This window comes from Paenibacillus phyllosphaerae (genome assembly GCF_014192105.1).
In the GTDB taxonomy this organism is placed as follows: Bacteria; Bacillota; Bacilli; order Paenibacillales; family Paenibacillaceae; genus Paenibacillus_Z; species Paenibacillus_Z phyllosphaerae.
This window is the reverse complement of the sequence record NZ_JACHXK010000030.1, coordinates 37,299-58,969: the sequence shown is the minus strand read 5'-3', so window position 1 is coordinate 58,969 and position 21,671 is coordinate 37,299. Positions and strand designations below refer to the sequence as shown.

The window sequence follows — 21,671 nt, the reverse complement described above, 5'->3', positions numbered from 1 at the left end:
ACACATTCCAAAACAAAGGTTGTCTTTTTTTCATACTCATCCCTACTTTACTGTTTTTCCACTTATTACCCCATCTCCTTAACCTGACAACATTGCAATGGAGGGGGAAGGGGCGAGGATAAACAAGGGGTTCCAAAGGGGCATCGCCCTTTATACTAAAATCCCGCCAATTCCCCGTCCCCGCGAATGGCAGCCGCATGATGCATCACATTCGGATGAAGGAAGCCTGTCCCTTCAATCTTGCGGCCACCGGCGGTAATGCCTTGCAGCTCAACGCGCAGGTCGGAGCTCTCGTTAAAGGCGTGCAGGAGCGAAGATTGGGGCATGCCGTCAATATCGATATACCATAACCGGTATCCCGTATCGGTCACGATGAAGAGCTGGGCTTGGGTGAACAAAAGTTTGGTCGTCTGGTCATGCTGCGTAATGCTAAGTTCGGCTACTTGATAGGTTTCCATGCGTAAAAGATCCTCCCGCGTCTCATTCTGGTCTGTTACGATTGTATAGCCGCAGCGGCCAAGATTGCAACAATTTGAAGTTAAGCTGCGTTAATGACAATAAGGTCGTAATTGGCCTAATAAATGGATACAAGTAACAAGGGTCTGCAACATCAAAAAGGGGGATGGGGCATGAGTCAACAAAAAAAACGTCGCAAGCTAGTCAAATGGGGCCTGCTTCTGGCAGCAGCGATGATCGTGCTGGGAGGCTGCTCTTCGAATAACGACGGCAATAATGCGGCAAGCAATACCGGCAGCAATACGGAAACGACCGACAGTTCCGGCAATGAGGCTGCAAGCTCGGAGGAGCCTGCGCCGGAGATCGAGACGGACCATCCGCGTACGGACGATGATCCGGAACCGCAAGCCGGCATGCTGACAGCCGGCGAATGGGATGACCTGCGCAGCTGGAACGAGTGGGAGCAGCTGGCCAATACGCACACGGGGACCCAGATTCGCGAAGACTGGCATTTCTACAGGTTCGATAAGCTGGAGCTGAAGGTAACGGGCGGCGGCCAACCGGCGGTAGATGCCGAAGTCCGCATTATCGGCGAGAACGGGCAGTCGGTATGGACGGCGCGAACGGACGCGCAAGGAACCGCGGTCGTATTCCCGGGCCTTCTAGATGATCAGAACGGACAGCAGAAGGTGCTGGTCGAGGTAGAAGCAGACGGTCAGCTGAAGCGGTTCGAGAATGTGCCGATTCCTCGCGCGAATGTGCTGAAGGTCGATCTGGATGAAGCGGTGGACGTCTCGGAGAATTTGGATGTCATGTTCGTCGTCGATACGACCGGCTCGATGGGCGATGAGTTGAATTATCTGCAAACGGAGCTGAAGGATGTCGTGCAGCGCGTCGGCCAAGACAATGGCAACCAGCTGAACATTCGCGTCAGCACGAATTTCTATCGCGATCAAGGAGACGATTATGTCGTTCGGCCTTTCCCGTTCACGACGGATATTGATAAAGCGGTCAACCAGCTATCGCAACAAGAGGCCGATGGGGGAGGCAATTTCCCGGAAGCGGTCGATGAAGCGCTCGCGGATGCGATACAAGAGCACGAGTGGAGCGGCGAAGCGCGGGCCAGGTTGATGTTCCTCGTGTTGGACGCGCCGCCGCACCAGAACAACCAAGTGATCAAACAAATCAAGCAGCTTACCGAAGAGGCAGCTGCTGAGGGAATTCGTATTATACCGGTCGTCTCCAGCGGCGCGGATGAAGATACCGAATATTTGATGCGCTTCATCTCGATCGCCACGGGCGGCACCTATCTGTTCTTGACCGACCACAGCGGAATTGGCAACGACCATCATGAGCCGACGGTCGGCGAATATGAGGTGAGGCCGCTCAATGAGCTGCTAGTCGACGTCATTAACCGGTACGCGCAAGTAGGCAAGACGAATTAGGTCCGGCAGCGGATAAAATAAGCATCCTCCAGCGTCGTAGCGGCAAGCTCGAACTCGGCGCCTGGGGGATGTTCGTCTATTAGCCTCACGTGGAAGCCGCCGGCATCCGGACGGACATGCAGCAGCTTGCCCGGATCAAGCTCTCTGTAAGTACCTTCGCGGACGAAGCCGGTCCAGACGCGAAGCGGAAGCTCCTCGGTCCAAGCATTGGCGGTCCCATAGAAGCGCGGCCGGCCGGCATCGAACCAGAGCACATGATCGGCCCAGGCGGCCCACTCATTCATCTCATGCGTCGAAACGATAATCGTGCGATTAGACGAATTGGCTGCCGTGAAGCGGGTAAAGTGGGCGCGTTCGAGCGTATCGAGCGCGTTGAGCGGCTCATCGAAAAATAAAAACGTTGGCGAGGCAATCCAAGCCTGCGCCAAAGCCAACCGCTGTTTGACGCCCTGCGGCAGCGTCTTGATCCGCGCTTCCCGGCAGCGATTGAGGCGGAAGGCCTCGAGCAGCCGTTCCTGTTCGTCGTGGTCGACGATGCCCTTCAGTTCGCCGAAGTAACGCAGCAGCTTCACCGGCGTCATCTGCTCGTACAGTTCCACCCCGGAGGGGACGAAGCCGATTCGGGAACGGATGGAGGGCAGGTCGCTTGGCGCCGTAAGACCGCCGAAGCGGATGTCGCCGCTATCCGGGAATTTGGCCGTCGCGAGCAGTTGCAACAGGGAAGACTTGCCGGCGCCGTTGCGGCCGACGAGCAGCGTAATGCCGGGCTTAAGGCGAAGACTCGGCACATAGAGCTCGAAGTCCGAACCGTTATGGCGGAAGAGCACTTGATGCAGCTCGATCATCGCAAGTCTCTCCTCACGGCAGCAGACGCGAGGCGAAGCTGCGTTTGTATGCGAGAGCCAGCAGCAAGAGTCCTGCAACCAGCGCGCCGGTCTGAAGATGGGACAGATACTCGTTATAGGAGAATTCCCAGATCGGCACGATGCGCTGCATCAGCCCGTTCCAGGCGAACCACAGTAAGGCCGCAATCGCGAACGCCGCTTTCATGCCGCGCCACATCATGAGATAGGCCGTAAGACCGCTCATCAGCAGCAGCAGCGACAGCCAGTGCAGCATGAACGGAAGCATCGGGAATGCAGACACCTTCAAATTCATATAGATCGATCCGGCAAGGCCGAACAGCAGATTCAAGCAGATGACGATCATCGTCCGCAGAATAAGCAGCATCGCGGGCGGATATGGCGTAATCGATTCGATCATCCGCAACTCCTTGTTCCACGACCGGAAGCTATAGGCAAGCGAAGCCAACAGAAGTGCCGGCAGCACGAAGGTAAAGGTATTGCCTACGGTATGGAACGAGACGTTGCTGCCCGTAGGCAGAATGAGCAGCAGCATGAAGAAGACGAGCAGGCTGGTCAGCCAATACATGCGCGAATACGACGTTAACTGGGAACGGAGCAATCGCAGCACGGACGGCTGATGAAAGACGGCTGCGGTGCGCAGCGTCAGCCGCTCTGCTTCGCGAAACTGCTTCAGTTCGTTGAAGGCAGGCTGGAGTGACCGGATCAGCCTGGCCGTATCGCCCGACGACACGGGATTGACCAGCAGCCGGGAGAGCGGCTCGTGCAGTTCGTCTTCGAGTTGCTTCATATCAAGGTCATTGGGCACGCTCATTTCGTCCGCCTCCTGTTCGCCTTGTTTCGGATACGGTATCCGGTGTAAGACGAGATTTCAATTTACGTAATCCATTGTAGAGATGGGTCTTCACAGAACCGAGCGGCAGCGAGACAATATCTGCGATATCCTGCAGCTTCAAGTCCTGGAAGAACCGCAGCATAATAATTTCCTTCTGCACTTCCGGCAGCGTATCGAGCGACTCCTTGATCTCGCGCCGGGTTTCTTGCCGCTCGGCGATCGAGGCAACGGACGGACTAAGATCCTGCTGCTCGGGCGTCTCGGCGAATGAAGCTTGAATATGGCGGAAATGCGCGCTCTTCCAATAATCCCGGCACAAATTCAGAGCGACCCGATAGAGCCAGGCCTGTACATTGTCCGGGGGCTTGCGGTCTTGCAGCTGCCGGACTAAGCGAAGAAACGTCTCTTGCACGAAATCCTCGGCGCGCCCGGTATCTTTAAGCTGCCGCTGCAAAAATCCCGACAGCGGGGCATGGTAACGATGGATCAGCGCTTCGAAGCTCGCTTGATCGCCGTCGGCCATCCGTTGCAGCAATTCCTCATCGGTCATTGTCGATTAACCTGCCTTTCTCCTCATCCCATGCTTGCAGCCACTCATCCCAAGTAATGACCGGGAACAAGTACATCGGGCTGTCTCCCATGTAGACGTATCTTCTGCCCGCATTGTAGTCCTCGATATGCAGACCTTGCTTCCAGAATCGCAGCAGCACGCGCTTGACCAGCTCGCCATCGCCTTCGGCATAGGCGCCATCAATCATCTGTTTCATGCGAGTGCCGAGCGGTGAAGCGGTATTGAAATCGAACTGCAGATCATCGGTATCTACCTGCGCCTCTTTGAGCGGCAGGTAATAGGAGATGGCTCTGCGCAGCTCTTGTACGATCGAATAGGTACGGAGCATGTCCTGATTCTGGTCATCCCATTCGTTGACCCAATATTGATAATTGACCGTATCGCCGAACAGCATCCAGTTGACGACCTGATCGAGCCGGTAGGAATCCAGATTGCTATGCTTCGTCTCGCCGATGAACAGCGTGTCCCCGACGGCGAAGGTGCCAGTCATACTATAGCCGCGGTCGAACGAGCCTGCAAGCGGAAAATAAATAATTTGCCTTAAGCCGGAGAACGATGCTCCTGCCCACTGCTCATAGAAAACGCGTTTCTCATGCAGTTTCGCCAGGAAGATCCGGCTCTCCACGACATTGCCGGGCGTCGTCACGATCGACAGCGGCTCACCTTCAATCCGAACGGTCGTGAATGCTCCGCTAATAATCGAAGGCGCCTCGGCGTCGCGCTGTTCGAAGCGCTGTATGGCCGAAGAGGCGTTCTCAGCTGACGGCGGGATCGTCGCAATCATCTCCTCGCCGAAGCCTTCCATCGTCAAGCTGAAATCGGCATGGAAAAGGCTTGCGACATCGCTGCGTACCTGCAATCCGCCTGAGCGGTATAACAGGTGGTCGCCTCCCGGTATCGGGTACCAGCCTGCATAGGAAGGCAAGAAGACGCTGTCGCCGGCTACGAACAGCTGATAATATTCGCCGCTGCCGTCGTGCGACCACTGCTGGAGCGGACCTCCGCTGGTGTAGGTCAACGAGACGGTATGCTTGTCGGTATTCGTCCGCAGCGCCCCTGCATCGAAGGAGAGGTGATCGTTCTCTTGCGTCCAGTTCACCGATTGTCCGTCCACCGCAAGACGTTCGATCCGAAAGAGCGGATTTAAGAGAAACGTAATTCGCCCTTCCGAATAGGGCGTAACTTCGCTGACGCCCGGTGCAGCCGGAATGAGCGCGCCGCCGTCCGTAGGCAAGACGAGTTCGGCCTGGAGCTCTAGCGAATTGTCGGCAAGACGGGCGGCATGGATGTCCAGCCGGTCGAGCTTGAACCGATAGCGGTCATGCGGCCGTGCCTGCTCGCTATTGACGGATGCTGCGGCCAGCCGATCGAACTGCTCATAGCGGTTCGTCCACAAGTCCAAGTAAGGCGTGAAGGCCGCGCCCGCGAGCAGCAAGGACAGTATGAAGCTCGCCACGGGAACGGCCGGCCTTAGCACGGGGCGACTCTTGGCGAGCATCGCACCGGTAGCGCTCAGCATGCACAACGTGAAAGCTGCCGTGAACAGCATCGACAACAGCGTTTCCGCCGTGCGCGGACGATAGCTCCATGCCTCAGTCAGATCCGCGTTCAAGCCGCCGATCAGCTGATTCAGGCTGAATGCCTTCATCGGATACCAGCCGAACACCTCGATGAGGTAGACCGGCACGAAGATCGAGCCGAACACCCAGCCGCAGAAAGCGATCGGCAGGGCGAATCGAAAAGGCATGAGCGCGCCGAGCACGATTCCGAGCGCAACGGCCGGCGCGAACGACAGCTCGTACAGCAGGCCGTAATGGGCAACTTCCGTAAGGATCGACGTCCAGCTGACATGATGGCGGAAGGCGACAAGGATATAAGCGGCCAGAATGCATATCGTGAATAGCGTGCTGATCAGGAAGCCGGCAATCCATTTGCTGGCGATCATCGTCCGGTTCGAAACCGGCAAGGACAGGCTCCATTCATAAGAGCTGCTCATCGTATCATGCCGGATGAGCCATACGCCGAGGAAGATCGGAAGCACCGTCAAGTAGGTCATCAACTGCTCATGCGCTTCCGCCGCATAGAGATTGACGTCCATCGAGGCCGGCAAGCCGACGTCGGCGCACTGGAACAATAGCCATAAGCCAGCCGCAGGCGGAAGAAGAAGCAGCAGGCGCAGCTTGGCGAGCAGCCTCAGCTCCAGCTGCACCTGCAGCATTAACGTTCTCATCCCGCCATCCCGTCCTCTTCGTTGCCGATTAAGGCGAGATAACCTTCCTCCATGGTTGGCGTGACCAATTCAGCGTAAGGCGTAGGCTGCCGGCTGTTGATCATCCGGCAGACGACCCCGTCAGCGGTTTTGCGGGCGAAGACGAGCGCTTCCTGAGCGAGTGAACGCCATTCACGCTCCGAAGCCTCCCATTGCCATAACCGGTCTTGCGCGAACCGGGCCAGACCGGACAGCTGACCGTTGTACCGAAGCTTCCCTTGCTGAAGCACGATAACCTCCCGGCAGGAGGCTTCGATATCGCTTAGCACATGGGTGGAGAACAGCACGACGCGCGTCATTGCAAGCTCCGCCAACGTATTGCGCAGATTAAGGCGTTCCTCCGGGTCCAGACCGGCTGTCGGTTCATCGACGATAATGGCCGCCGGATCGCCGACCAGCGATTGAGCGATGCCAAGCCGTTTCACCATGCCACTCGAATAGGTTCGGGCAGGCAAGTCGGCATAGCGCTCCAGATTAAGCGATGCGAGCAAGGAACGGACCTGCAGCTCTTGTTCGACGCGCGTTCCGAAGTTCCTGAGCCTGGCGGCGTGCAGCAGCCATTCCCTTGCGGTGAGCTGCGGGTACATGCGGAACGATTGCGGGACGTAGCCGATGCGGCTTCTTGCCCGCTTCAGATCCCGGACCGGAACGCCTCCGAGCAACGCTTCCCCGGTCGTCGGCGCCAAGAGGCCGCCGAGCAGTTTCATGAAGGTCGATTTGCCCGCGCCGTTAGGGCCGAGCAAGCCGTACATGCCGCCCGCCAGCTCGATCGTGAGGGGCTCTAGCGCCCATGAAGCTTTATATTTTTTGCCTAATTGTTTCGCAGCTAGCATTCGGTAATTCCTCCTGATCCATAGACGACAGAAATGGATGAAAAGTTTTGCGTCGAATCCCGTCCCAAAGGCTAGACAAAGCCAGTTACTTGGTACAAACTAGGAGGTATAGGACTTTTGGATTATAAATTAATTGTAAACGATTGACGGTTCTTTTCCTATAAGATAACCGTTGACGAATATTGGTTGAATGTCGGGCATTACATCTGGGGGGATACATCGCGCATGAACCGGGCGGACAAATGGACATTGGCAGCGGCGCTGGGCTTATTCGCCGGCGTCCTGTTCTTACGATACAAGCTTGTAACGACACTTCTTCCGTCAGACGGGCATGGGCTCACGGTGCATAAGGCGTTGGAATTCGGCGCGGCCTTGATGCAGTCCGGAGGCGTTGCCGCCGAGGCGGTCTTATTGACAGCTTGTCTAGCGATTGCCGTACATTCGGCAATTCGAGGACGTATCAAGCGGCCTTGGTTTGCTCCGCGCATCGCCAGAGTGATGCTGCTATTCTTACTGGCTAATCTGCTATTGGCCATCGGGGATGGCGGTAATGACAGCGTGAATGCGCTTGTCATATTATCTGCGTTTTTCTTCAGGCTGACCGGATATATCTCCCTTATTCGAGGCCTCTATCTAGCTTCTTCCGTTCAGGAGAGCGTGGACGTGAACAATCACAAGACGGCTCCCGACCGCGATGAACTGACCGGTCTCGCGAGCAGACGGGAGTTGCAGGAGCAGCTTCAAGCCGAGATGGCGCGCGCAGCCCAGCTCGACAAGCCGCTTGCGTTAATTCTGATGGATATTGACCGGTTCAAGACCATTAATGACGCGCTCGGACATAGCTTTGGTGATTCGCTGCTGCAGGCGGTATCCCAGCGGCTCAGAGACAACGTGAACCGTGCGGACCTCGTATACCGGATGGGCGGCGATGAATTCGCATTGCTGGTACTGGATCTGGCAAGTACGGAGGCGGCGGAGCTTCAAGCTGAGCGGCTAATGGGGTTGTTCGACGCCCCGATCGCGCTCGGCGGCGCGGAATATCATATTACGATCAGCGTCGGCCTATCCTTCTTCCCCGAAGATGGCCAGTGCGTCGATCTGCTGATCAAGAATGCCGATACCGCGATGTATGCGGCGAAGATTCACCGCAATGAGTACCAGAGCTACCGCCCCGAGATGACGCGCACGACCCAGGATCGGCTGCGGCTGGAGAGCGATCTTCGCAAAGCGCTCGAGACCGAGCAATTCACGCTGGCCTATCAGCCTCTGGTCAATCTGGCGACCGGGCGGATCGTCGGCGTCGAAGCGCTCGTTCGTTGGCAGCATCCGCAGCGCGGGCTGCTGCCGCCTGGCGAGTTCATTCCGATTACCGAGGAGAACGGGCTGATTCTGCCGCTCGGCGAATGGGTGCTGCTAGCCGCCTGCAAGCAGAACAAAGCGTGGCAAGAAGCGGGCATGCCCCCGATTCGCATGTCCGTGAATCTGTCGATGCGCCAGTTCCGGCAGCATCGGCTGGCCGATCGTATTCAGTCGATCCTGGAGCAGACCGGGATGCCGCCCGAGTATCTGGAGCTGGAGATTACGGAGAGCATGACGAGCGATGTGGAGTTTGCCATCCATACATTGGCCGAGCTGAAGGCGCTGGGCGTCCAGATCAGCATCGACGACTTCGGCACCGGCTATAGCTCACTCGGTTACTTGAAGCGATTCCCGGTAGATAAGCTGAAGATTGACCGTTCCTTCGTTACCGACCTGACGGAAGGCGGCAGCGATGCGGCGATCGTGTCGACGATTACTTCCATGGCGCATCAACTGAAGCTGAAGGTGACGGCCGAAGGCGTGGAGAACGACGAGCAGCTCCGCTTCTTGCGCGAGCGGAAGTGCGAGGAGGCGCAAGGGTATTATTTTACGAAGCCGATCCCCGCTAATCTCTTCGAGAGCTGGTATCGCCATCATTCGCAATCTGCCTAACTATTTCATGTAGCGATGAGGTGAGCGCGATGTCGATCATGTTATTCATCTACGGCTCGTTGTTGCCGGGTCTTGAGAACCACCATTATATTGGTAACCGGACAATCAGCGCTCGTCCGGGCTATGTAAGCGGAAGACTTGTCGATTGCGGACCTTACCCGGCGCTTGTCCGCGATGGCCGTGCGGCTCAAGAAACCATGCGAGTAGCCGGTCTCTGGATTGAAATTGATCGCAAAACGCTGCTCGCGCTCGATCAGTTGGAGGAATTCGCCGGACTCGAAGAAAGCAACGATTATGAACGAATCTGGACTTCCGACCTGGAGCAGGCCGGCTGCAGCGGCTGGGTGTACGTGTGGCCGACCGACAGGGGGTTGCCCGAGATCGCCGGGGACAGTTGGCCTGCCTACCTGGCGGAGCGGGATGGCGGTTATGCCTGATCGGTTTCGAATACATCCGATTTCTCCGGCTCCGAACGGTCCTGCTCCGTACATTAGCTGTATATACGCTCCCCTTCTTCGCGTTTCAACAACCCGCCTTATTATTCATTCACGTGCCTGAATTCATCGTCGTCAGCCTGCTGTGCAGGAACAAGAACCGATCGCTGTTCGTCAGCGAAGCACTGTTCTGGTCCATGATCGCGCCGATAGCGGCCAGACAACCGGCGGCGCGGAGGCGATCCGAAGGGGTTCCGTTGCCATGCTCGCGGCAATCCGGCGGAACTGGCTGCCGTTAACCCGTATATGGGCAATCAGCAGGTGCACGCATTACATGGCTAGTCTCGCACATGAGCGAATCGTTGATTACGTCACTCGATAAGAAGGCCATCGAGATCTGGAACGAACGTCTAGCTCAAGGGATCGAACGCCAGCACTCGGTTGACGTCATTCTCGCTTCGATCGAGCAGCAGATTACGACGCAATTGGGGACGGAAATCGAGATTTTACGGAAGATGTACGTCAAGTAACAGCACCGTTCGAATGGAAAAGGCTTTGCAGGCAGATGAAAGACTGCCGGCAAAGCCTTTTTTGTGTTGCACATTGAGCCTAATGATATTGCATCAATAAGCCCCGCGGGCGGTTATTTCTTCGTATACATGAGCCGCGACAACAGCACGCCAACCCCGCCAAGCCCGATGAACAATACGGCTTTGATCATCAGCGAGACTGCCGGAAGGTCGAAGAAGATGACTTTCAGCAAAGTCAGGAACAGCAAGATCACCCCGGCCATGCGAACTTGCTTCTTCCCGATCCGTACGCCGGCGACGATCAAGACGATCGCGTAGATCACCCACACGGCCGATAACAGCAGGTGCTGCATATTCAAGTTATATCCCTGCGCCTGAACCTGCGTTGCATCCGACAAGAAGCCGAGCAAAAGGAGGCCGATGCCGTAATAGGCAACTTTCCGCAGTTGGGCCTGCTCCAGCCCTGCATAGACGGCAGACACTTGAGAGAGTCCAATCAGCGTGCCCAGAAGCGCGAGCCAGATGAACAAGGAGCTAGACAAGAAGGCGTCCATGCCTTCGGCCAATATCGCGCTTGCGCCAATACTTCCCAGGATATAGATGATCAGTCCGCTCACCTTCTGCCAATTCGAGCGGATGACATACCCAAGCCAGATCGCGACGAACCCTTCCATGAGTACAAGGCCGATTAGATACTCGGAATCGATCGTATTCATCAGGTAGAACAACAGGGAGTAAGCGGCGATCGTAAGCGCATAGGGCAGCAGATCCGACTTCTTCTTCCAAGACACGTACGCAATGGCTGCATAACCTGCGAAGAACAGGATGAGCGACAGGTTGAACCAGAAGTCCGACAACTCAATCTTGAACCAAAGTGTAGTCACGGCAAAACTGGCCAGCAGAATCCCTGTCTGATGTTTGCCCAACCTACGGAAGCCTAGCACCGTTCCAAGGAGAACGAGCTGCTGGATAAGCACGCCAATAGCGATGGCACTCCCGCTCTGATCGGAAGTTAAGCCGTGAATGGCAAGCGCGAGGTGGAGCAAGATGAATGCGACGTAGAATAGAGCGACGAATCGGCGCCGAAGGGCAACGATCATAAAGCTGACGAACAATAGGGTTTCATAGGCGACGAATAGCGTTGATTGGTCATGCGATGTGCGGATAAGAAAAGGAACCAGCACGCCTGCCGCGCTTGCCAGCACGCCGAGAGCTTGGGCATGGAATCGGGTCGAGAACCATAATCCGAGCGCCACCCACACGATATTCAAGGCAAAAGCAGCCGAATCGCCGACGAAGCCGAATAAGTAATGGGCGGCAAACGTGGTGAGCATGAGCACCCCGATGGAACCGCCGAGCAGCACTTGCGCCAGGAGCGGGCGATCCGACTTATGCTGCCGGAAGCCGAAGAAGATCAGCGCGCCAGATGCAAGATAACCAAGGATGACGCGGAACGGTTCGGTCAATATTCCGCCATCCGAGGCAGCTTTGAACCCCCATATAATGCCGATCAAGAGAACGAACATGAAGACTCTCGGCAGCCATACGCGAGTAATGAGATGTTCCCAATCTTTGGCCGCGGGCTTGGCGTGAACGCCGGGATATGCCGCCTCCTCGAGCTTATGCGGACTTGTTGCCAGGTTCGGCGCGGCTGCGGACAGCGGTGCCGCAAGCCCCTGCTTGAAGACCGGCGCGGCCGACCCTTGCGATCGCTTCAGTTCCGCGACTTCATGTTCTAACTCCGATACGCGCCGTTCCAATCCTTCGATGCGATCCGATATATTCAGGATTAACACCTCCGTCGTCTTCCGAAGAGACTCGTAATTGTCTGACCAGTTGTGCAGCCTTATTGTATTCGAGAAGACGGTTGTCCTAACAGTACCAACTTTGCTTGGTACCTCTTCGATGTTAGAGATTATCCGCTCCCTACAAGCCCTGCCGCCGGAAGCAACGGATGAATACGGCGAGCAGCAGCAGACTGTAGGCGCCGCACCAGAGACAGGAAAGCGCAATGCCTGAATTGTCATTGAGCGCCCCGTAGACAGCGTGAACCGGCGGCAGCAGCCAGCCGAGGAATCGGGCGCCTTCCGGAAGCGCATGGCGAATGCCTTCGCCTGCGACGGAGACCGCTACCACGGTCAGCAGCCCGGTTACGGCTGTAGACAATTTGGGAACGAAGCGACTGGTGAAGAATACGGAGACCGCGATGCCCAGCAGCGAGAGCGCAAGATGCGAAGCTGTTGCAAGCAGCAGCTCATGCGCGGCGGGCGTTCGGTCGAATTTATGGAAGAGGGCAGGATACAGCACCGCGAACAGGGCAAGCGGCATCGTGAACAGCCATAGATAGAGCAGCTTGGCGATAACGGTCCGCACCAGGCTCCGAGCATGCAGCATCGTGACGGTCAACTGGGTCGGATGCTCGGCATCGATGAAGCCGTAGCCCAGCCACGCGGTAATGGCGAAGAGCAGGGTAGCGGAGAAGGCATAGCTCTCCATGACCGGATTAGGCACGACTGTATAGACCCAGACCAGGATGACCAAATACAGGAGCACCGGCGGAAAATAACGGAATGATCGCAGATACAACGTATGATTGTAGTGGAGTAAAGAGAAAAGGCGCATGTCATTCACGCTCCATTGGCTTCATAGTGCCGGTGCTGGCCATGGCATATCCGCTGTCAGCGGCAGTATTCTCGAAATCCCTAGGGCTGTCATCTTGTTGTACCGCGAGGATAGAAACACCCACGTTCAGCGCTCCCAACAGGAAGGCATCGGAGTACCCATGCTGCAGGACAAAATGGGCGGTACATGGCGTGCCCAGCGCGCTCGGTTCGTCCATCTCGCATGCGACGACGCCGCCGCTGGCATGGGACAATCGCCGCAGCAATTCGGGTGCGGCTTGGCAGCTGATACGCATCCGGGGCGCGCCAAGTTCGCGGCTGTCCGATAGAGTTGCTGCGGTACGCCCTTGAATGCTGCGGACCAGCCGCCCCTGGTCCATTGTCACGATCCGGTCGGCCAGCTGCTCGGCAAATGCAGGCTCATGCGTCACGGCGACGATCGCGACGCCTTGCCGTTGCAACTGCTGCAAGGCGGTGAGGAGCTCCAGTTGCGTACCGGCATCCAGGCCGGACAGCGGCTCGTCCAACAGCAGAATGTCGGGAGTCGTTAGGAGCGCCTGCATCACGTTCACTTTCTGGAGCATGCCTTTGGAATAGTAGCGCAAATCCTGATGCAGCAGATCAGGCTGCAGCCGGAACAGCGCATGCAGTTCTTCGATGCGCGAGTGAAGCTGAGATCGCGGCATGCCTTGTATAGCCCCCATATGGGCCAAGTACTCGCGCGAACCGAATTTGAGCTTGGGGAAACGATCCGGGACGTAGCCGATCGTAAGCGGCGTGTCCGATAGCTGCTCGCGCAGGCCCGCCGTTAACGGCAGCAGGCCGCCGATGAGACGCAGCAGCGTGCTTTTGCCGGAGCCATTCGGTCCGGTTAGCGCGATGGCCTCGCTCTGATGAAGCGTCAGATCGACATCGCGTACCGCATGATGGCGATGATAGCGCTTCGAAGCTTGGTGAAGCCGAAGCAATGGCGCTCGATTCGCGGCGTTCATCCTATTCTCTTCTTTCCTCACAGATTCTCTTGTTACTATGAACCGGATTGGAAGAGGTTGTCAAATGTCAAAAAGCCGCAGAATCGTGCATCCCAAGATGCTTCATTCTGCGGCTGATTCCATTATTCGGCGCTAACGGCCTGTATTGGCGACATTCGATTGGAGCGATCGGTAGTAAATTTAGCCGATGCCGTCCTTTCCGTATAGGAAAGGATCTCATGTATATGAAGTGAAGCGGGCCTCTGAGCCGAAACGCGAGAGATGACGGTCATCTCGCCCCGATGCTGATAGGCAAAGAGCAGCGGGAGCGTCGATACGGCTGCTGCCAGTAGGGCTGCCCGTTTCCATCGGGTTAGGAGCTTGGCCGGCGCCATGCGGTGGATATGCTTATGCCGAACATGCTGTCTGACCGCGATCGCCGTAATGAGAACGGGCAGCAAGAGCAGCGCGGCGAACAGCAGGACGCCTGAGCCGGTAACCGCCGGGAACAAGATCATGATGGCGTACAATAGCGCCCCGAGCCCAAACGCTTGCACCGGCACGACCAGCCAAGTCTCGGAGGCGAGGCGCAGCCTGGTACGGCTGAATATAGCAGCACCATTGGAATGGGCTGCGATCACGGCTAGACGCGGCATGGCCGCTATGCTCATGATTCCGGCAGGAAGCAGGATCATCAGCGCATAGAGCAAGGTTTCATCCAGACGCTCCGCAAGCGGCGCGCGGAAGAGCATAGTCACGCCTTGCAGCGTAAGCAGCAGCAAGCTCATGGCAAGCAAACTGAGCGTCAGCTGCGCGTTCGTCTTCAGCTCGGCGGCAGATTGGCTTCGTCCGAGTATGCCGGCGCCATAACCGGCCAGCAGCTGGACGGCTGCAAGGGCAAGCGCAAGAGGTGCTTGCGCATATAGGATCGTATCAGTCATAGGGGAGTGCCTCCGTAGATTCTCTCTTTCACTTTCCCTATTTTACAAGGTATGGAAATGAACAATGAAGCGGCTTAAGTCCAGTTCAGGCACTGGACCTAAGACTGAGCCTCCGCTCGTTATCTAGACGGATTGACCGCGGACAAGCTTGGCGAGCTTCTCGTAGGAGGCGAGTCTTGCCGCATGGTCATACACCTGCGTGGCGACGATAAGTTCGTCGGCACCGGTCTGCTCCAGAATGGTCAGCAGGCGGCCGCGCACCGTCTCCGGGCTGCCGATAGCCGAGAAGCTGAGCTGGCGGCGTACGATCGCCTTCTCTTGCTGGGACCACAATTCGTCCATATTGTCCACCGGCGGGTTCAACTGACCTGTTCTGCCTCGGATAATATTGAGGAATTGCTGCTCATGGGAGGTTGCGAGCTTACGCGCTTCTTCGTCCGTATCGGCGACGATAACATTGACGCCAACCATCGCATGCGGCTTCGCCGACTGGTCGGATGGACGGAAGGTGCTGCGGTATAACTCTAGGGCATGGAGCAGATAATCCGGCGCAAAATGGCTGGCGAACGCGAATGGGAGGCCGAGCTCGCCGGCAAGGCGAGCGCTGAAGTCGCTGGAGCCGAGCAGCCAGATCGGGACATTCAAGCCTTCGCCCGGCACTGCGCGCACGCCGGGAGGAAGATGATCGCCGAACGCTGCCGGATTAAAGTAGCCCCGCAGCTCTGCGAGCAGCTCCGGGAAGTCTTGGCCATTGCTATTGAGACCGCGGCGCAAGGCGCGAGCGGCAGGCTGGTCCGAGCCAGGAGCCCGGCCAAGTCCAAGGTCGATGCGGCCCGGATACATCGATTCGAGCGTACCGAACTGCTCGGCGATCATGAGCGGCGCGTGGTTGGGCAGCATAATGCCGCCGGAGCCGACGCGTATAGTCTTCGTTCCGGCGGCTACATGACCGATGACGAGCGAAGTAGCCGAGCTGGCAACGCCCTTCATGTTATGGTGTTCGGCCAGCCAGTAGCGGTGGTAACCCCATTGCTCGACATGCTGCGCGAGATCAAGCGTATTGCGGAATGAATCGGCCGGGGTTGAGCCGACGGTAACAGGGGCAAGATCTAATATGGAAAGAGTAACGTCTTGTAATGCGGTCATAGTTGTACCTCCAATAGGTCAGTGAAAGTGAATCGGCGGAAAGGGATTTCGCATCCCTCCTGTGGTCATTATGGTACGGAATTCAAACAATTGCAAGTAGCGACACAAATGTAAGTAAGTATACATTTTATACTTTAAATCAAGGATCGCCCGGTCCCGTTCCGTATGTTAACGATCGATAAGGCAATCCTACCCGCATTTGTGATACAATGGCTCAAGATTATACAAGGAGTGAACAGATCGTCATGAGTGAACAGATCAACGAACAAGAGCTGCATGCCTATATCGGCAACAAAACAGGTGCGGATGCGAAGAGCATCGCGCTCGTGCTGAAGCATGCACAGACTTTCATCAATAAAGCGCAGGCTGGTGCCAAAGGCGAAGTGGACATCGATAGCGACGAGCTGGTCGATTACGTCATGAGCCGTCCCGACGTGCGATTAACCGAGCTCGTCGTGGAGAATATTCTCGACGCGGAGATGGATTACTTGATGGACAAAGGTCTGGCCGGTTATATCGATTAACGCTTAACGGCACGACCCTAATCGCTGACGATTAACGAATGAGATGCATGAAGGCTTATTCCCGGTGCAAGTAAGGGAATAGGCCTTTTTTGCGTTTCAACCGGATTCGACGCCATGTGTAAAGTGAAGTCCGCTTGAATGAAAAAAGACAGGGCGTTATCGGCGCGCCTGTCTCATTATGCTCCTTATTAATTGGCGATGGAGAAGCTGAAGCTCGGCTTCACGAATGCTTGATGCTGCTTCAACACATCGTCCAGCCCTTCGGTGAACAGATTACGCTGCGGGCTGACGGCACATGCATGGAGCGCGATATCGCTGTCCGCCAGATCGAGCGCGATAGCCTTGCGGCCTTGACGAATGCCGCGCGCCAAGGTGGCGAGCTCTTGCAGCTTCTCGTCGGCGAATGCGGCTGCGAGTCTTGCCAGCTGCGGCTGCTTCGCTTCATGTTTCAAGGATACGGGCACATGCAGCAGGCTGCACGACGGGGACAGCGCGAGACGGTTAGCCGGCACGTAATCGAGCAGGATGCTCAAGGTCCGCCATGCAGCGGACAGGTCGGTGCGCCAAATATTGCGTCCATCGATAATGCCGGCGCACAGCAGCTTATCTTCCGGGAAACCGGAGGCCGCTACGGCGGCGATATTCATGCCTTGGTCGTGTACGAAATCGAAACCGAAGCCGTCGACCGGCAGCTCCATCAGATGCTGCGCCTGGGGGACCGCGCCGAAGTAAGTTTGCAGCATCAGCTTCAGACCGGCTGCATGTCGGCGTAATGCCTCGTACGTTTCCTCCACGAGCTTCAGTTCTGTCTTGGACAGCTCTTGCGCGAACGCAGGCTCGTCGATCTGAACCCAAGTCACGCCGGCTGCCGCAAGGTCGGCGAGCAACTGGCCGTATACGGGAAGCAGCTTGCCCACATAGCTGGCGAATTGTTCGTCGTCCTTCACTTGCGCGAGCGTCACATAGGTGAACGGCCCGATAATGACGGGCTTGAACTGGCCGATCGGAAGACCAAGCGCCGATGCAGCTTCTTGCGCCTGCTCGAGCCAGTAATTCCGAATCAGCTTCGGTTCCATCCCGATATTGAGTTCCGGCATGACGTAGTGGTAGTTGGTGCCGAACCAAGCGGATGTCTGCGACGGCGAGACGCCGCTTGCGCCTTGCGCTGCCGCAAAGTAACGGGCCAGCGGATCGGCGAACTGCTGCTCGAACCGCTGCGGCGCGAGTCCGAAGGCGAAACTATGGTCGAGTACGTGGTCGTAGAGCGAGAAATCCCCAACGGGAATCAGCTCGATTCCGAGCTCCGACTGTTTGCGCCAGTTGGCAATTCTAAGCTCGTTCATCGTGTGCATCAGTTGTGCTTGCGTAATTTCGCTGGCCCAATAGCCTTCCAGCGTTTTCTTCCATTCACAATGGTCCCCCATTCGAGGGTAGCCGAGATTCGTAATCATTCCTTGCACGTTATTTCCTCCTTCTATATGAACCTTCACGGGTCGATGCTTGCTTCGATAATTATAAATATACACCTAGGTGGATAAATATACAACACATCGAGTAGGAGAACCGACTTTTTTACAAATGGTTTAATTTGTTAAACCGTTTCGGCTACAATAGGAGCAGATGGACATTCGCATAAGAATGGAGGAATCGATCGTGAATCACACCGTACTCATTACCGGTGCAAGCAGCGGAATCGGGTACGAGCTTGCCAAGTTGTTCGCGCAGGATCATTACCGGCTGATTCTCGTTGCGAGGAATCGTCAGCGGTTGGAACAAATTCGTGAAGAGCTGCTGCATTGGACGCAGGATATCGCCGTAATCGAGAAGGATTTGTCTAGGGCGGGAGCGGCCGAAGAAGTCTATCGCGAGGTGCGGGCGCAAGAGCGCGAGGTGCAGGTGCTGGTGAATAATGCGGGTTTTGGGCTCACCGGTCATTTTGCCGAGCTGCCGATCGCCTCGCAGCTGCAGATGATTCAGCTGAATATCGCCGCGTTAACGGAATTGACGCATTTGTTCGCTCAGGACATGATTGCGGGGCGGTATGGCAGAATTCTGAATGTGGGTTCGGTCGCTTCATTCGTCGCCACGCCTTCGATGAGCGTGTATGCGGCGACCAAGGCGTATGTGCTGTCGTTCTCGGAATCGCTCGGCAGCGAGCTTCGCCGGCGGGGGGATATTACGGTGACGGCGCTCTGTCCGGGACCGACCAAGACGAATTTTGCCAAGGCGGCCCAGATGGGTGAGCTTGAGACATGGTTCAATAAGGTCAGCATGTCGCCGGAAGCCGTTGCTCGGGCAGGTTATAACGGTCTGAAGGCACGGAAGGCGGTCGTCATTCCGGGCGGTTCGAACGGGCTCATGACATTCGGTCTGAGGTTCATCCCTCGCCGGTGGGTGCAGCGTGCAGCAGGCAACATATTGACCACCCCGGATCAGTCCAAGCCGAAGTAAATGCGGTCTTCGGACGTTCGCTCGAGCATTCTGCATTTGCCTTGTTCGGTCAGCGTGTCCAGATAGGCCGCGACCGCGATATACGCTTCCGGCTTTCCGCTGCTCATCCGCTTGGCGCCGATCAATTTCTGTTCGATAAGACCTTCGCTCAATGCGCGGGCGCTAATGCGGGTTTTGGGCAATAGGGAAGCATTGATGGCGCGCACGGCGGCCGGCGGCAGATAGAACGGGCCTTGCCTTACCAGCTCTTGGCGCTCGCGCAGCTCGGAATCGGTCTCTTCGAATAGCAGCATGCCTTGACTTGAGGCCGTGTCGATCACGACCGTTTCCGTCTCAGATTTGTATTCCAGCTGCTGCCGGACGCGTTCGCTGCCTTGGGAAATCCGCTCCCATGACGAAGCCTGCTCCAGTTCGCGCAGCTTGGTCCTAAGCCGGGCGATCTGACGGCCAAGCAGAGGCAGTCCGGCATCCAGCTGGTCGGCGATATCGCGGGGAATGTCCAGCTGCGCGGGGAACGGCTGATAGAAGTGATAGCCCAGATCCCAACCATCCCGATACTTGATCAACACTTCGTTAAGTTCGGCGTCGAGTACGTCAAAGCCGCGTTGAATTGCGCTGATGATGCCCGCATCGATGCCGGTATGCAGCTGCAGATGATCGATGCCGAAGTAACGGGTCGTGCCCGTCGGCAAATGCAGCACCTGATGCTGGTAGCGAAGCGGCCTTCCGCATTCGCACCTTGTTGCCTCGGATACGGAGCCGCTATCGGTAAAGCCGATATAATCCCATTCTTCCAGATACGCTTCGATCTCGTCGACGCTGGCGTCATCCGGAATGTACTGGCTCTTGCGATTGGCCAGCTGTTTGGCGAAGACGGTTCGCCTGCCGCGCACGAGCGTGTGGTGCAGGAATTCGCGTTGCTCCGCCGTCATGCTGGAGAGCAGCAGGTCTCGCTCTTCGAGAGTCAGCTCCGCCTTCATTTCATCACGCTCCTAAGTTGGTTTGCTGCTGCTATTCGACAGCCGTGAGGCCCAATCCTTTTTTCGCCGAATGAGCTACCCCAACCTATATGCCCCAAAAAGTTCGGATTTACATTGTTGGAGGTTTACGGTTACGTTTAGTACACTAAGGCTAGTAGTGGAAAAGGGAAAGGACGTGCAGCTTCATTGTTGACTGATATGCATACTGCCATTTACAACCGAAAATCATACCCTGCAGCGCGGCCTATGCTGCTGTTACTATTGTTGACCTTGGCGACCGGGCTGCTGCTGTCGCCTGGGCAAGCGCTGGCGCATGCGACGCTCGAGGCGGTGACGCCGGAAGCGGGCCAACGAATGGACGAGAGTCCGCCGTTCGTCGAGCTGACCTTCAACGAGCCGATCGAATCCAAGCTCGGCGCTCTTCGTGTGTTAGACCGCAGTTCCAATCCGGTGACGGATAACGATCCGGTGCTCGGTACCGACCGGACGACGCTCAAACTTGCGCTCCCCGAACTCGGCGAGGGCGTCTATACCGTATCTTACAGCATCATCTCCGAGGATGGCCATCCGGTCAGCGGTTCCTACGTATTCATCGTCGGCAATCCGCCCGAAGCCGTAGATGCCTCGAACTTCAATGTACATACGCAGTTGGGCGGCAAGCAGTTCATTCTCTATGCCGTGCGGATTGCCTATTACGCAGGTCTTTTGCTTGCGGCAGGCTTGCTGCTGTGGTCAAGCATTAATCGTGCGGACGGAGAATCCATCTCGCGTATCCGCCGCAAATGGGAATTGCCCGTTATGCGCGGCTTCTTGGTAGCCGTTCTGCTCTATGTCTTCGTGCAGGCGACGGAGACGATGAAAGGGTATCCGACCAGCGAATATTTGAAGCTGTTCGGGCAGACCGATGTGGGACGCGGCTGGATCATTCTGATCGGCCTTGCCGCGATCGGGTTCCCGGTGCTGAAGCTCGGACGCGCCGTGCGTCTTGGCTGGGTCGCGCTCATTCTCGCGCTCGAAAGCTGGAGCGGTCATGCGATCGTATTCTCGCCCAAAGCGATGTCGGTGCTGTTCGACCTGGTCCACTTGGCGGCAAGCTCGCTGTGGGCAGGCGGGCTTGTATTGCTGCTCGTGATCTGGATCTCCGACCGCAAGGAAGCCGGGCGATTCGCCGAGGTGTTCTCCAGCTTCGCGCTGCTCTCGCTGGTGGTATTGACAATCAGCGGCGTCGGCATGACCTTCCTGTTCCTGCCTTCGCTCGATTACTTGCTCTATACGGCTTGGGGCAAATTGCTGATCGCCAAGACGGCGTTTGTCGTGCTGGTTCTCATCATCGGCGCGCTATTGAGACTGCGTGTCCGCCGCGGCGATCTGCCGAACTACACGCTGCTGCGCATCGATTTTGGCTTGATGGCCATTATCGTCGCGATCGCCGCCATATTCACGTACATTAGCCCGCTTCCGGCCAATGAGCCGATCTCGTATCACAAAATGGGCAATGACATGCATATGACGATCCGGATCTCGCCGAACAAACCAAGCGTGGACAATACGTTCAACTTAAAAATATGGCTGCCGAATGACAAAGGCCCAGCCAAATCCGTCGTGCTGCGTCTGAAATCGCTCGATAAGCCGGAGCTTGGCGCGATCGACGTTCCGCTTACCGTCTATACGGACGAGGAGCTGTCCTCCTTTGACGGCTATGTGAAGGAAGCCTTCAAGGCGGAAGGACCGTATCTGCCGTTCGCCGGCAAGTGGCAAGCGGAGATTCGCGTGATCAACACGAACGACGACGAATTGGTGGAGCGGTATGAGTTCCGCAATTATTAGGCC

The 21,671-nt window shown here is 56.7% G+C and carries 20 protein-coding genes; 7 read left to right on the top strand and 13 right to left on the bottom strand.

What is annotated here, in order from left to right:
- Nucleotides 1-155: 155 nt before the first annotated feature.
- Nucleotides 156-458: a hypothetical protein gene (locus FHS18_RS31735; RefSeq protein WP_183604413.1), complete on the bottom strand. Its 303-nt coding sequence runs from the start codon at nucleotides 456-458 to the stop codon at nucleotides 156-158.
- A gap of 171 nt (nucleotides 459-629) precedes the next feature.
- Here FHS18_RS31735 and FHS18_RS31730 point away from each other — a divergent pair, with 171 nt between their 5' ends.
- The gene (locus tag FHS18_RS31730) at nucleotides 630-1,901 is read left to right on the top strand and encodes a VWA domain-containing protein (RefSeq protein WP_183604412.1); all 1,272 of its coding nucleotides are present in this window, start codon (nucleotides 630-632) and stop codon (nucleotides 1,899-1,901) included.
- Here the strand turns inward: FHS18_RS31730 and FHS18_RS31725 are convergent.
- From FHS18_RS31725 to FHS18_RS31705, 5 genes are read right to left on the bottom strand one after another with little or no spacing between them, the layout of a single operon-like run.
- Entirely contained in the window at nucleotides 1,898-2,746 is an 849-nt protein-coding gene (locus FHS18_RS31725; RefSeq protein WP_183604411.1) for an ATP-binding cassette domain-containing protein, read from the bottom strand. The two genes, FHS18_RS31730 and FHS18_RS31725, sit on opposite strands and share 4 nt — an antisense overlap.
- A 13-nt stretch (nucleotides 2,747-2,759) precedes the next feature.
- The gene (locus FHS18_RS31720) at nucleotides 2,760-3,578 is read right to left on the bottom strand and encodes a hypothetical protein (protein WP_183604410.1); all 819 of its coding nucleotides are present in this window, start codon (nucleotides 3,576-3,578) and stop codon (nucleotides 2,760-2,762) included.
- Nucleotides 3,562-4,149, bottom strand: coding sequence for an RNA polymerase sigma factor (locus tag FHS18_RS31715; RefSeq protein ID WP_183604409.1), 588 nt, complete (start codon nucleotides 4,147-4,149; stop codon nucleotides 3,562-3,564). Before FHS18_RS31715 ends, FHS18_RS31720 begins: the two co-directional genes overlap by 17 nt.
- Nucleotides 4,139-6,400: an ABC-2 transporter permease gene (locus FHS18_RS31710; protein WP_183604408.1), complete on the bottom strand. Its 2,262-nt coding sequence runs from the start codon at nucleotides 6,398-6,400 to the stop codon at nucleotides 4,139-4,141. The genes FHS18_RS31715 and FHS18_RS31710 overlap by 11 nt, the downstream gene beginning before the upstream one ends.
- Entirely contained in the window at nucleotides 6,397-7,272 is an 876-nt protein-coding gene (locus tag FHS18_RS31705) for an ATP-binding cassette domain-containing protein (RefSeq protein WP_183604407.1), read from the bottom strand. Before FHS18_RS31705 ends, FHS18_RS31710 begins: the two co-directional genes overlap by 4 nt.
- A gap of 225 nt (nucleotides 7,273-7,497) precedes the next feature.
- Here FHS18_RS31705 and FHS18_RS31700 point away from each other — a divergent pair, with 225 nt between their 5' ends.
- The 3 genes from FHS18_RS31700 (at nucleotide 7,498) to FHS18_RS31690 (ending at nucleotide 10,207) form a co-directional block, all read left to right on the top strand.
- Nucleotides 7,498-9,243, top strand: a complete 1,746-nt coding sequence (locus FHS18_RS31700; RefSeq protein WP_183604406.1) for a putative bifunctional diguanylate cyclase/phosphodiesterase — start codon at nucleotides 7,498-7,500, stop codon at nucleotides 9,241-9,243.
- A 29-nt stretch (nucleotides 9,244-9,272) separates the two neighbouring features.
- Nucleotides 9,273-9,680 (top strand): gamma-glutamylcyclotransferase family protein, encoded by a 408-nt coding sequence (locus FHS18_RS31695; RefSeq protein WP_183604405.1) that lies wholly within the window; start codon nucleotides 9,273-9,275, stop codon nucleotides 9,678-9,680.
- A gap of 347 nt (nucleotides 9,681-10,027) precedes the next feature.
- The gene (locus FHS18_RS31690) at nucleotides 10,028-10,207 is read left to right on the top strand and encodes a hypothetical protein (RefSeq protein WP_183604404.1); all 180 of its coding nucleotides are present in this window, start codon (nucleotides 10,028-10,030) and stop codon (nucleotides 10,205-10,207) included.
- 113 nt (nucleotides 10,208-10,320) lie between these two features.
- On the opposite strand, the gene FHS18_RS31685 is transcribed toward FHS18_RS31690, so the two are convergent.
- The 5 genes from FHS18_RS31685 to FHS18_RS31665 all read right to left on the bottom strand — a co-directional run bounded on the left by FHS18_RS31685 (nucleotide 10,321) and on the right by FHS18_RS31665 (nucleotide 15,886).
- Nucleotides 10,321-12,003, bottom strand: a complete 1,683-nt coding sequence (locus tag FHS18_RS31685) for a DUF2339 domain-containing protein (RefSeq protein WP_183604403.1) — start codon at nucleotides 12,001-12,003, stop codon at nucleotides 10,321-10,323.
- Nucleotides 12,004-12,133: 130 nt separating this feature from the next.
- The gene (locus tag FHS18_RS31680) at nucleotides 12,134-12,829 is read right to left on the bottom strand and encodes a hypothetical protein (protein WP_183604402.1); all 696 of its coding nucleotides are present in this window, start codon (nucleotides 12,827-12,829) and stop codon (nucleotides 12,134-12,136) included.
- A gap of 1 nt (nucleotide 12,830) precedes the next feature.
- A complete protein-coding gene (locus tag FHS18_RS31675) occupies nucleotides 12,831-13,820 on the bottom strand; it encodes an ABC transporter ATP-binding protein (RefSeq protein WP_183604401.1) in 990 nt (329 codons plus the stop codon).
- 122 nt (nucleotides 13,821-13,942) lie between these two features.
- Nucleotides 13,943-14,740, bottom strand: a complete 798-nt coding sequence (locus FHS18_RS31670) for a hypothetical protein (RefSeq protein ID WP_183604400.1) — start codon at nucleotides 14,738-14,740, stop codon at nucleotides 13,943-13,945.
- Nucleotides 14,741-14,863: 123 nt separating this feature from the next.
- Nucleotides 14,864-15,886, bottom strand: a complete 1,023-nt coding sequence (locus FHS18_RS31665; RefSeq protein ID WP_183604399.1) for an LLM class flavin-dependent oxidoreductase — start codon at nucleotides 15,884-15,886, stop codon at nucleotides 14,864-14,866.
- A 245-nt stretch (nucleotides 15,887-16,131) separates the two neighbouring features.
- Between FHS18_RS31665 and FHS18_RS31660 the strand changes: the two genes are divergently transcribed.
- On the top strand, nucleotides 16,132-16,410 hold the full coding sequence (locus FHS18_RS31660) for a hypothetical protein (RefSeq protein WP_183604398.1): 279 nt from the start codon (nucleotides 16,132-16,134) through the stop codon (nucleotides 16,408-16,410).
- A 188-nt stretch (nucleotides 16,411-16,598) separates the two neighbouring features.
- Here the strand turns inward: FHS18_RS31660 and FHS18_RS31655 are convergent, their stop codons facing one another.
- The gene (locus tag FHS18_RS31655) at nucleotides 16,599-17,861 is read right to left on the bottom strand and encodes a hypothetical protein (protein ID WP_246428030.1); all 1,263 of its coding nucleotides are present in this window, start codon (nucleotides 17,859-17,861) and stop codon (nucleotides 16,599-16,601) included.
- Nucleotides 17,862-18,063: 202 nt separating this feature from the next.
- Between FHS18_RS31655 and FHS18_RS31650 the strand changes: the two genes are divergently transcribed.
- Entirely contained in the window at nucleotides 18,064-18,861 is a 798-nt protein-coding gene (locus tag FHS18_RS31650) for an SDR family NAD(P)-dependent oxidoreductase (protein WP_343060767.1), read from the top strand.
- Here FHS18_RS31650 and FHS18_RS31645 read toward each other — a convergent pair.
- Nucleotides 18,843-19,841 (bottom strand): DUF3895 domain-containing protein, encoded by a 999-nt coding sequence (locus tag FHS18_RS31645; protein WP_183604396.1) that lies wholly within the window; start codon nucleotides 19,839-19,841, stop codon nucleotides 18,843-18,845. The two genes, FHS18_RS31650 and FHS18_RS31645, sit on opposite strands and share 19 nt — an antisense overlap.
- Before the next feature lie 246 nt (nucleotides 19,842-20,087).
- Between FHS18_RS31645 and FHS18_RS31640 the strand changes: the two genes are divergently transcribed.
- Complete coding sequence (locus tag FHS18_RS31640; protein ID WP_246428026.1) at nucleotides 20,088-21,668, top strand: copper resistance CopC/CopD family protein; 1,581 nt, start codon at nucleotides 20,088-20,090, stop codon at nucleotides 21,666-21,668.
- Nucleotides 21,669-21,671 lie beyond the last annotated feature (3 nt).

Bases quoted from the DNA above. Each gene is read 5' to 3' on its own strand.
- FHS18_RS31735 (WP_183604413.1), bottom strand. From the start codon at position 458: ATGGAAACCTATCAAGTAGCCGAACTTAGCATTACGCAGCATGACCAG.
- FHS18_RS31730 (WP_183604412.1), top strand. From the start codon at position 630: ATGAGTCAACAAAAAAAACGTCGCAAGCTAGTCAAATGGGGCCTGCTT.
- FHS18_RS31725 (WP_183604411.1), bottom strand. From the start codon at position 2,746: ATGATCGAGCTGCATCAAGTGCTCTTCCGCCATAACGGTTCGGACTTC.
- FHS18_RS31720 (WP_183604410.1), bottom strand. From the start codon at position 3,578: ATGAGCGTGCCCAATGACCTTGATATGAAGCAACTCGAAGACGAACTG.
- FHS18_RS31715 (WP_183604409.1), bottom strand. From the start codon at position 4,149: ATGACCGATGAGGAATTGCTGCAACGGATGGCCGACGGCGATCAAGCG.
- FHS18_RS31710 (WP_183604408.1), bottom strand. From the start codon at position 6,400: ATGAGAACGTTAATGCTGCAGGTGCAGCTGGAGCTGAGGCTGCTCGCC.
- FHS18_RS31705 (WP_183604407.1), bottom strand. From the start codon at position 7,272: ATGCTAGCTGCGAAACAATTAGGCAAAAAATATAAAGCTTCATGGGCG.
- FHS18_RS31700 (WP_183604406.1), top strand. From the start codon at position 7,498: ATGAACCGGGCGGACAAATGGACATTGGCAGCGGCGCTGGGCTTATTC.
- FHS18_RS31695 (WP_183604405.1), top strand. From the start codon at position 9,273: ATGTCGATCATGTTATTCATCTACGGCTCGTTGTTGCCGGGTCTTGAG.
- FHS18_RS31690 (WP_183604404.1), top strand. From the start codon at position 10,028: ATGAGCGAATCGTTGATTACGTCACTCGATAAGAAGGCCATCGAGATC.
- FHS18_RS31680 (WP_183604402.1), bottom strand. From the start codon at position 12,829: ATGCGCCTTTTCTCTTTACTCCACTACAATCATACGTTGTATCTGCGA.
- FHS18_RS31675 (WP_183604401.1), bottom strand. From the start codon at position 13,820: ATGAACGCCGCGAATCGAGCGCCATTGCTTCGGCTTCACCAAGCTTCG.
- FHS18_RS31670 (WP_183604400.1), bottom strand. From the start codon at position 14,740: ATGACTGATACGATCCTATATGCGCAAGCACCTCTTGCGCTTGCCCTT.
- FHS18_RS31665 (WP_183604399.1), bottom strand. From the start codon at position 15,886: ATGACCGCATTACAAGACGTTACTCTTTCCATATTAGATCTTGCCCCT.
- FHS18_RS31660 (WP_183604398.1), top strand. From the start codon at position 16,132: ATGAGTGAACAGATCAACGAACAAGAGCTGCATGCCTATATCGGCAAC.
- FHS18_RS31655 (WP_246428030.1), bottom strand. From the start codon at position 17,861: ATGATTACGAATCTCGGCTACCCTCGAATGGGGGACCATTGTGAATGG.
- FHS18_RS31645 (WP_183604396.1), bottom strand. From the start codon at position 19,841: ATGAAGGCGGAGCTGACTCTCGAAGAGCGAGACCTGCTGCTCTCCAGC.
- FHS18_RS31640 (WP_246428026.1), top strand. From the start codon at position 20,088: ATGCTGCTGTTACTATTGTTGACCTTGGCGACCGGGCTGCTGCTGTCG.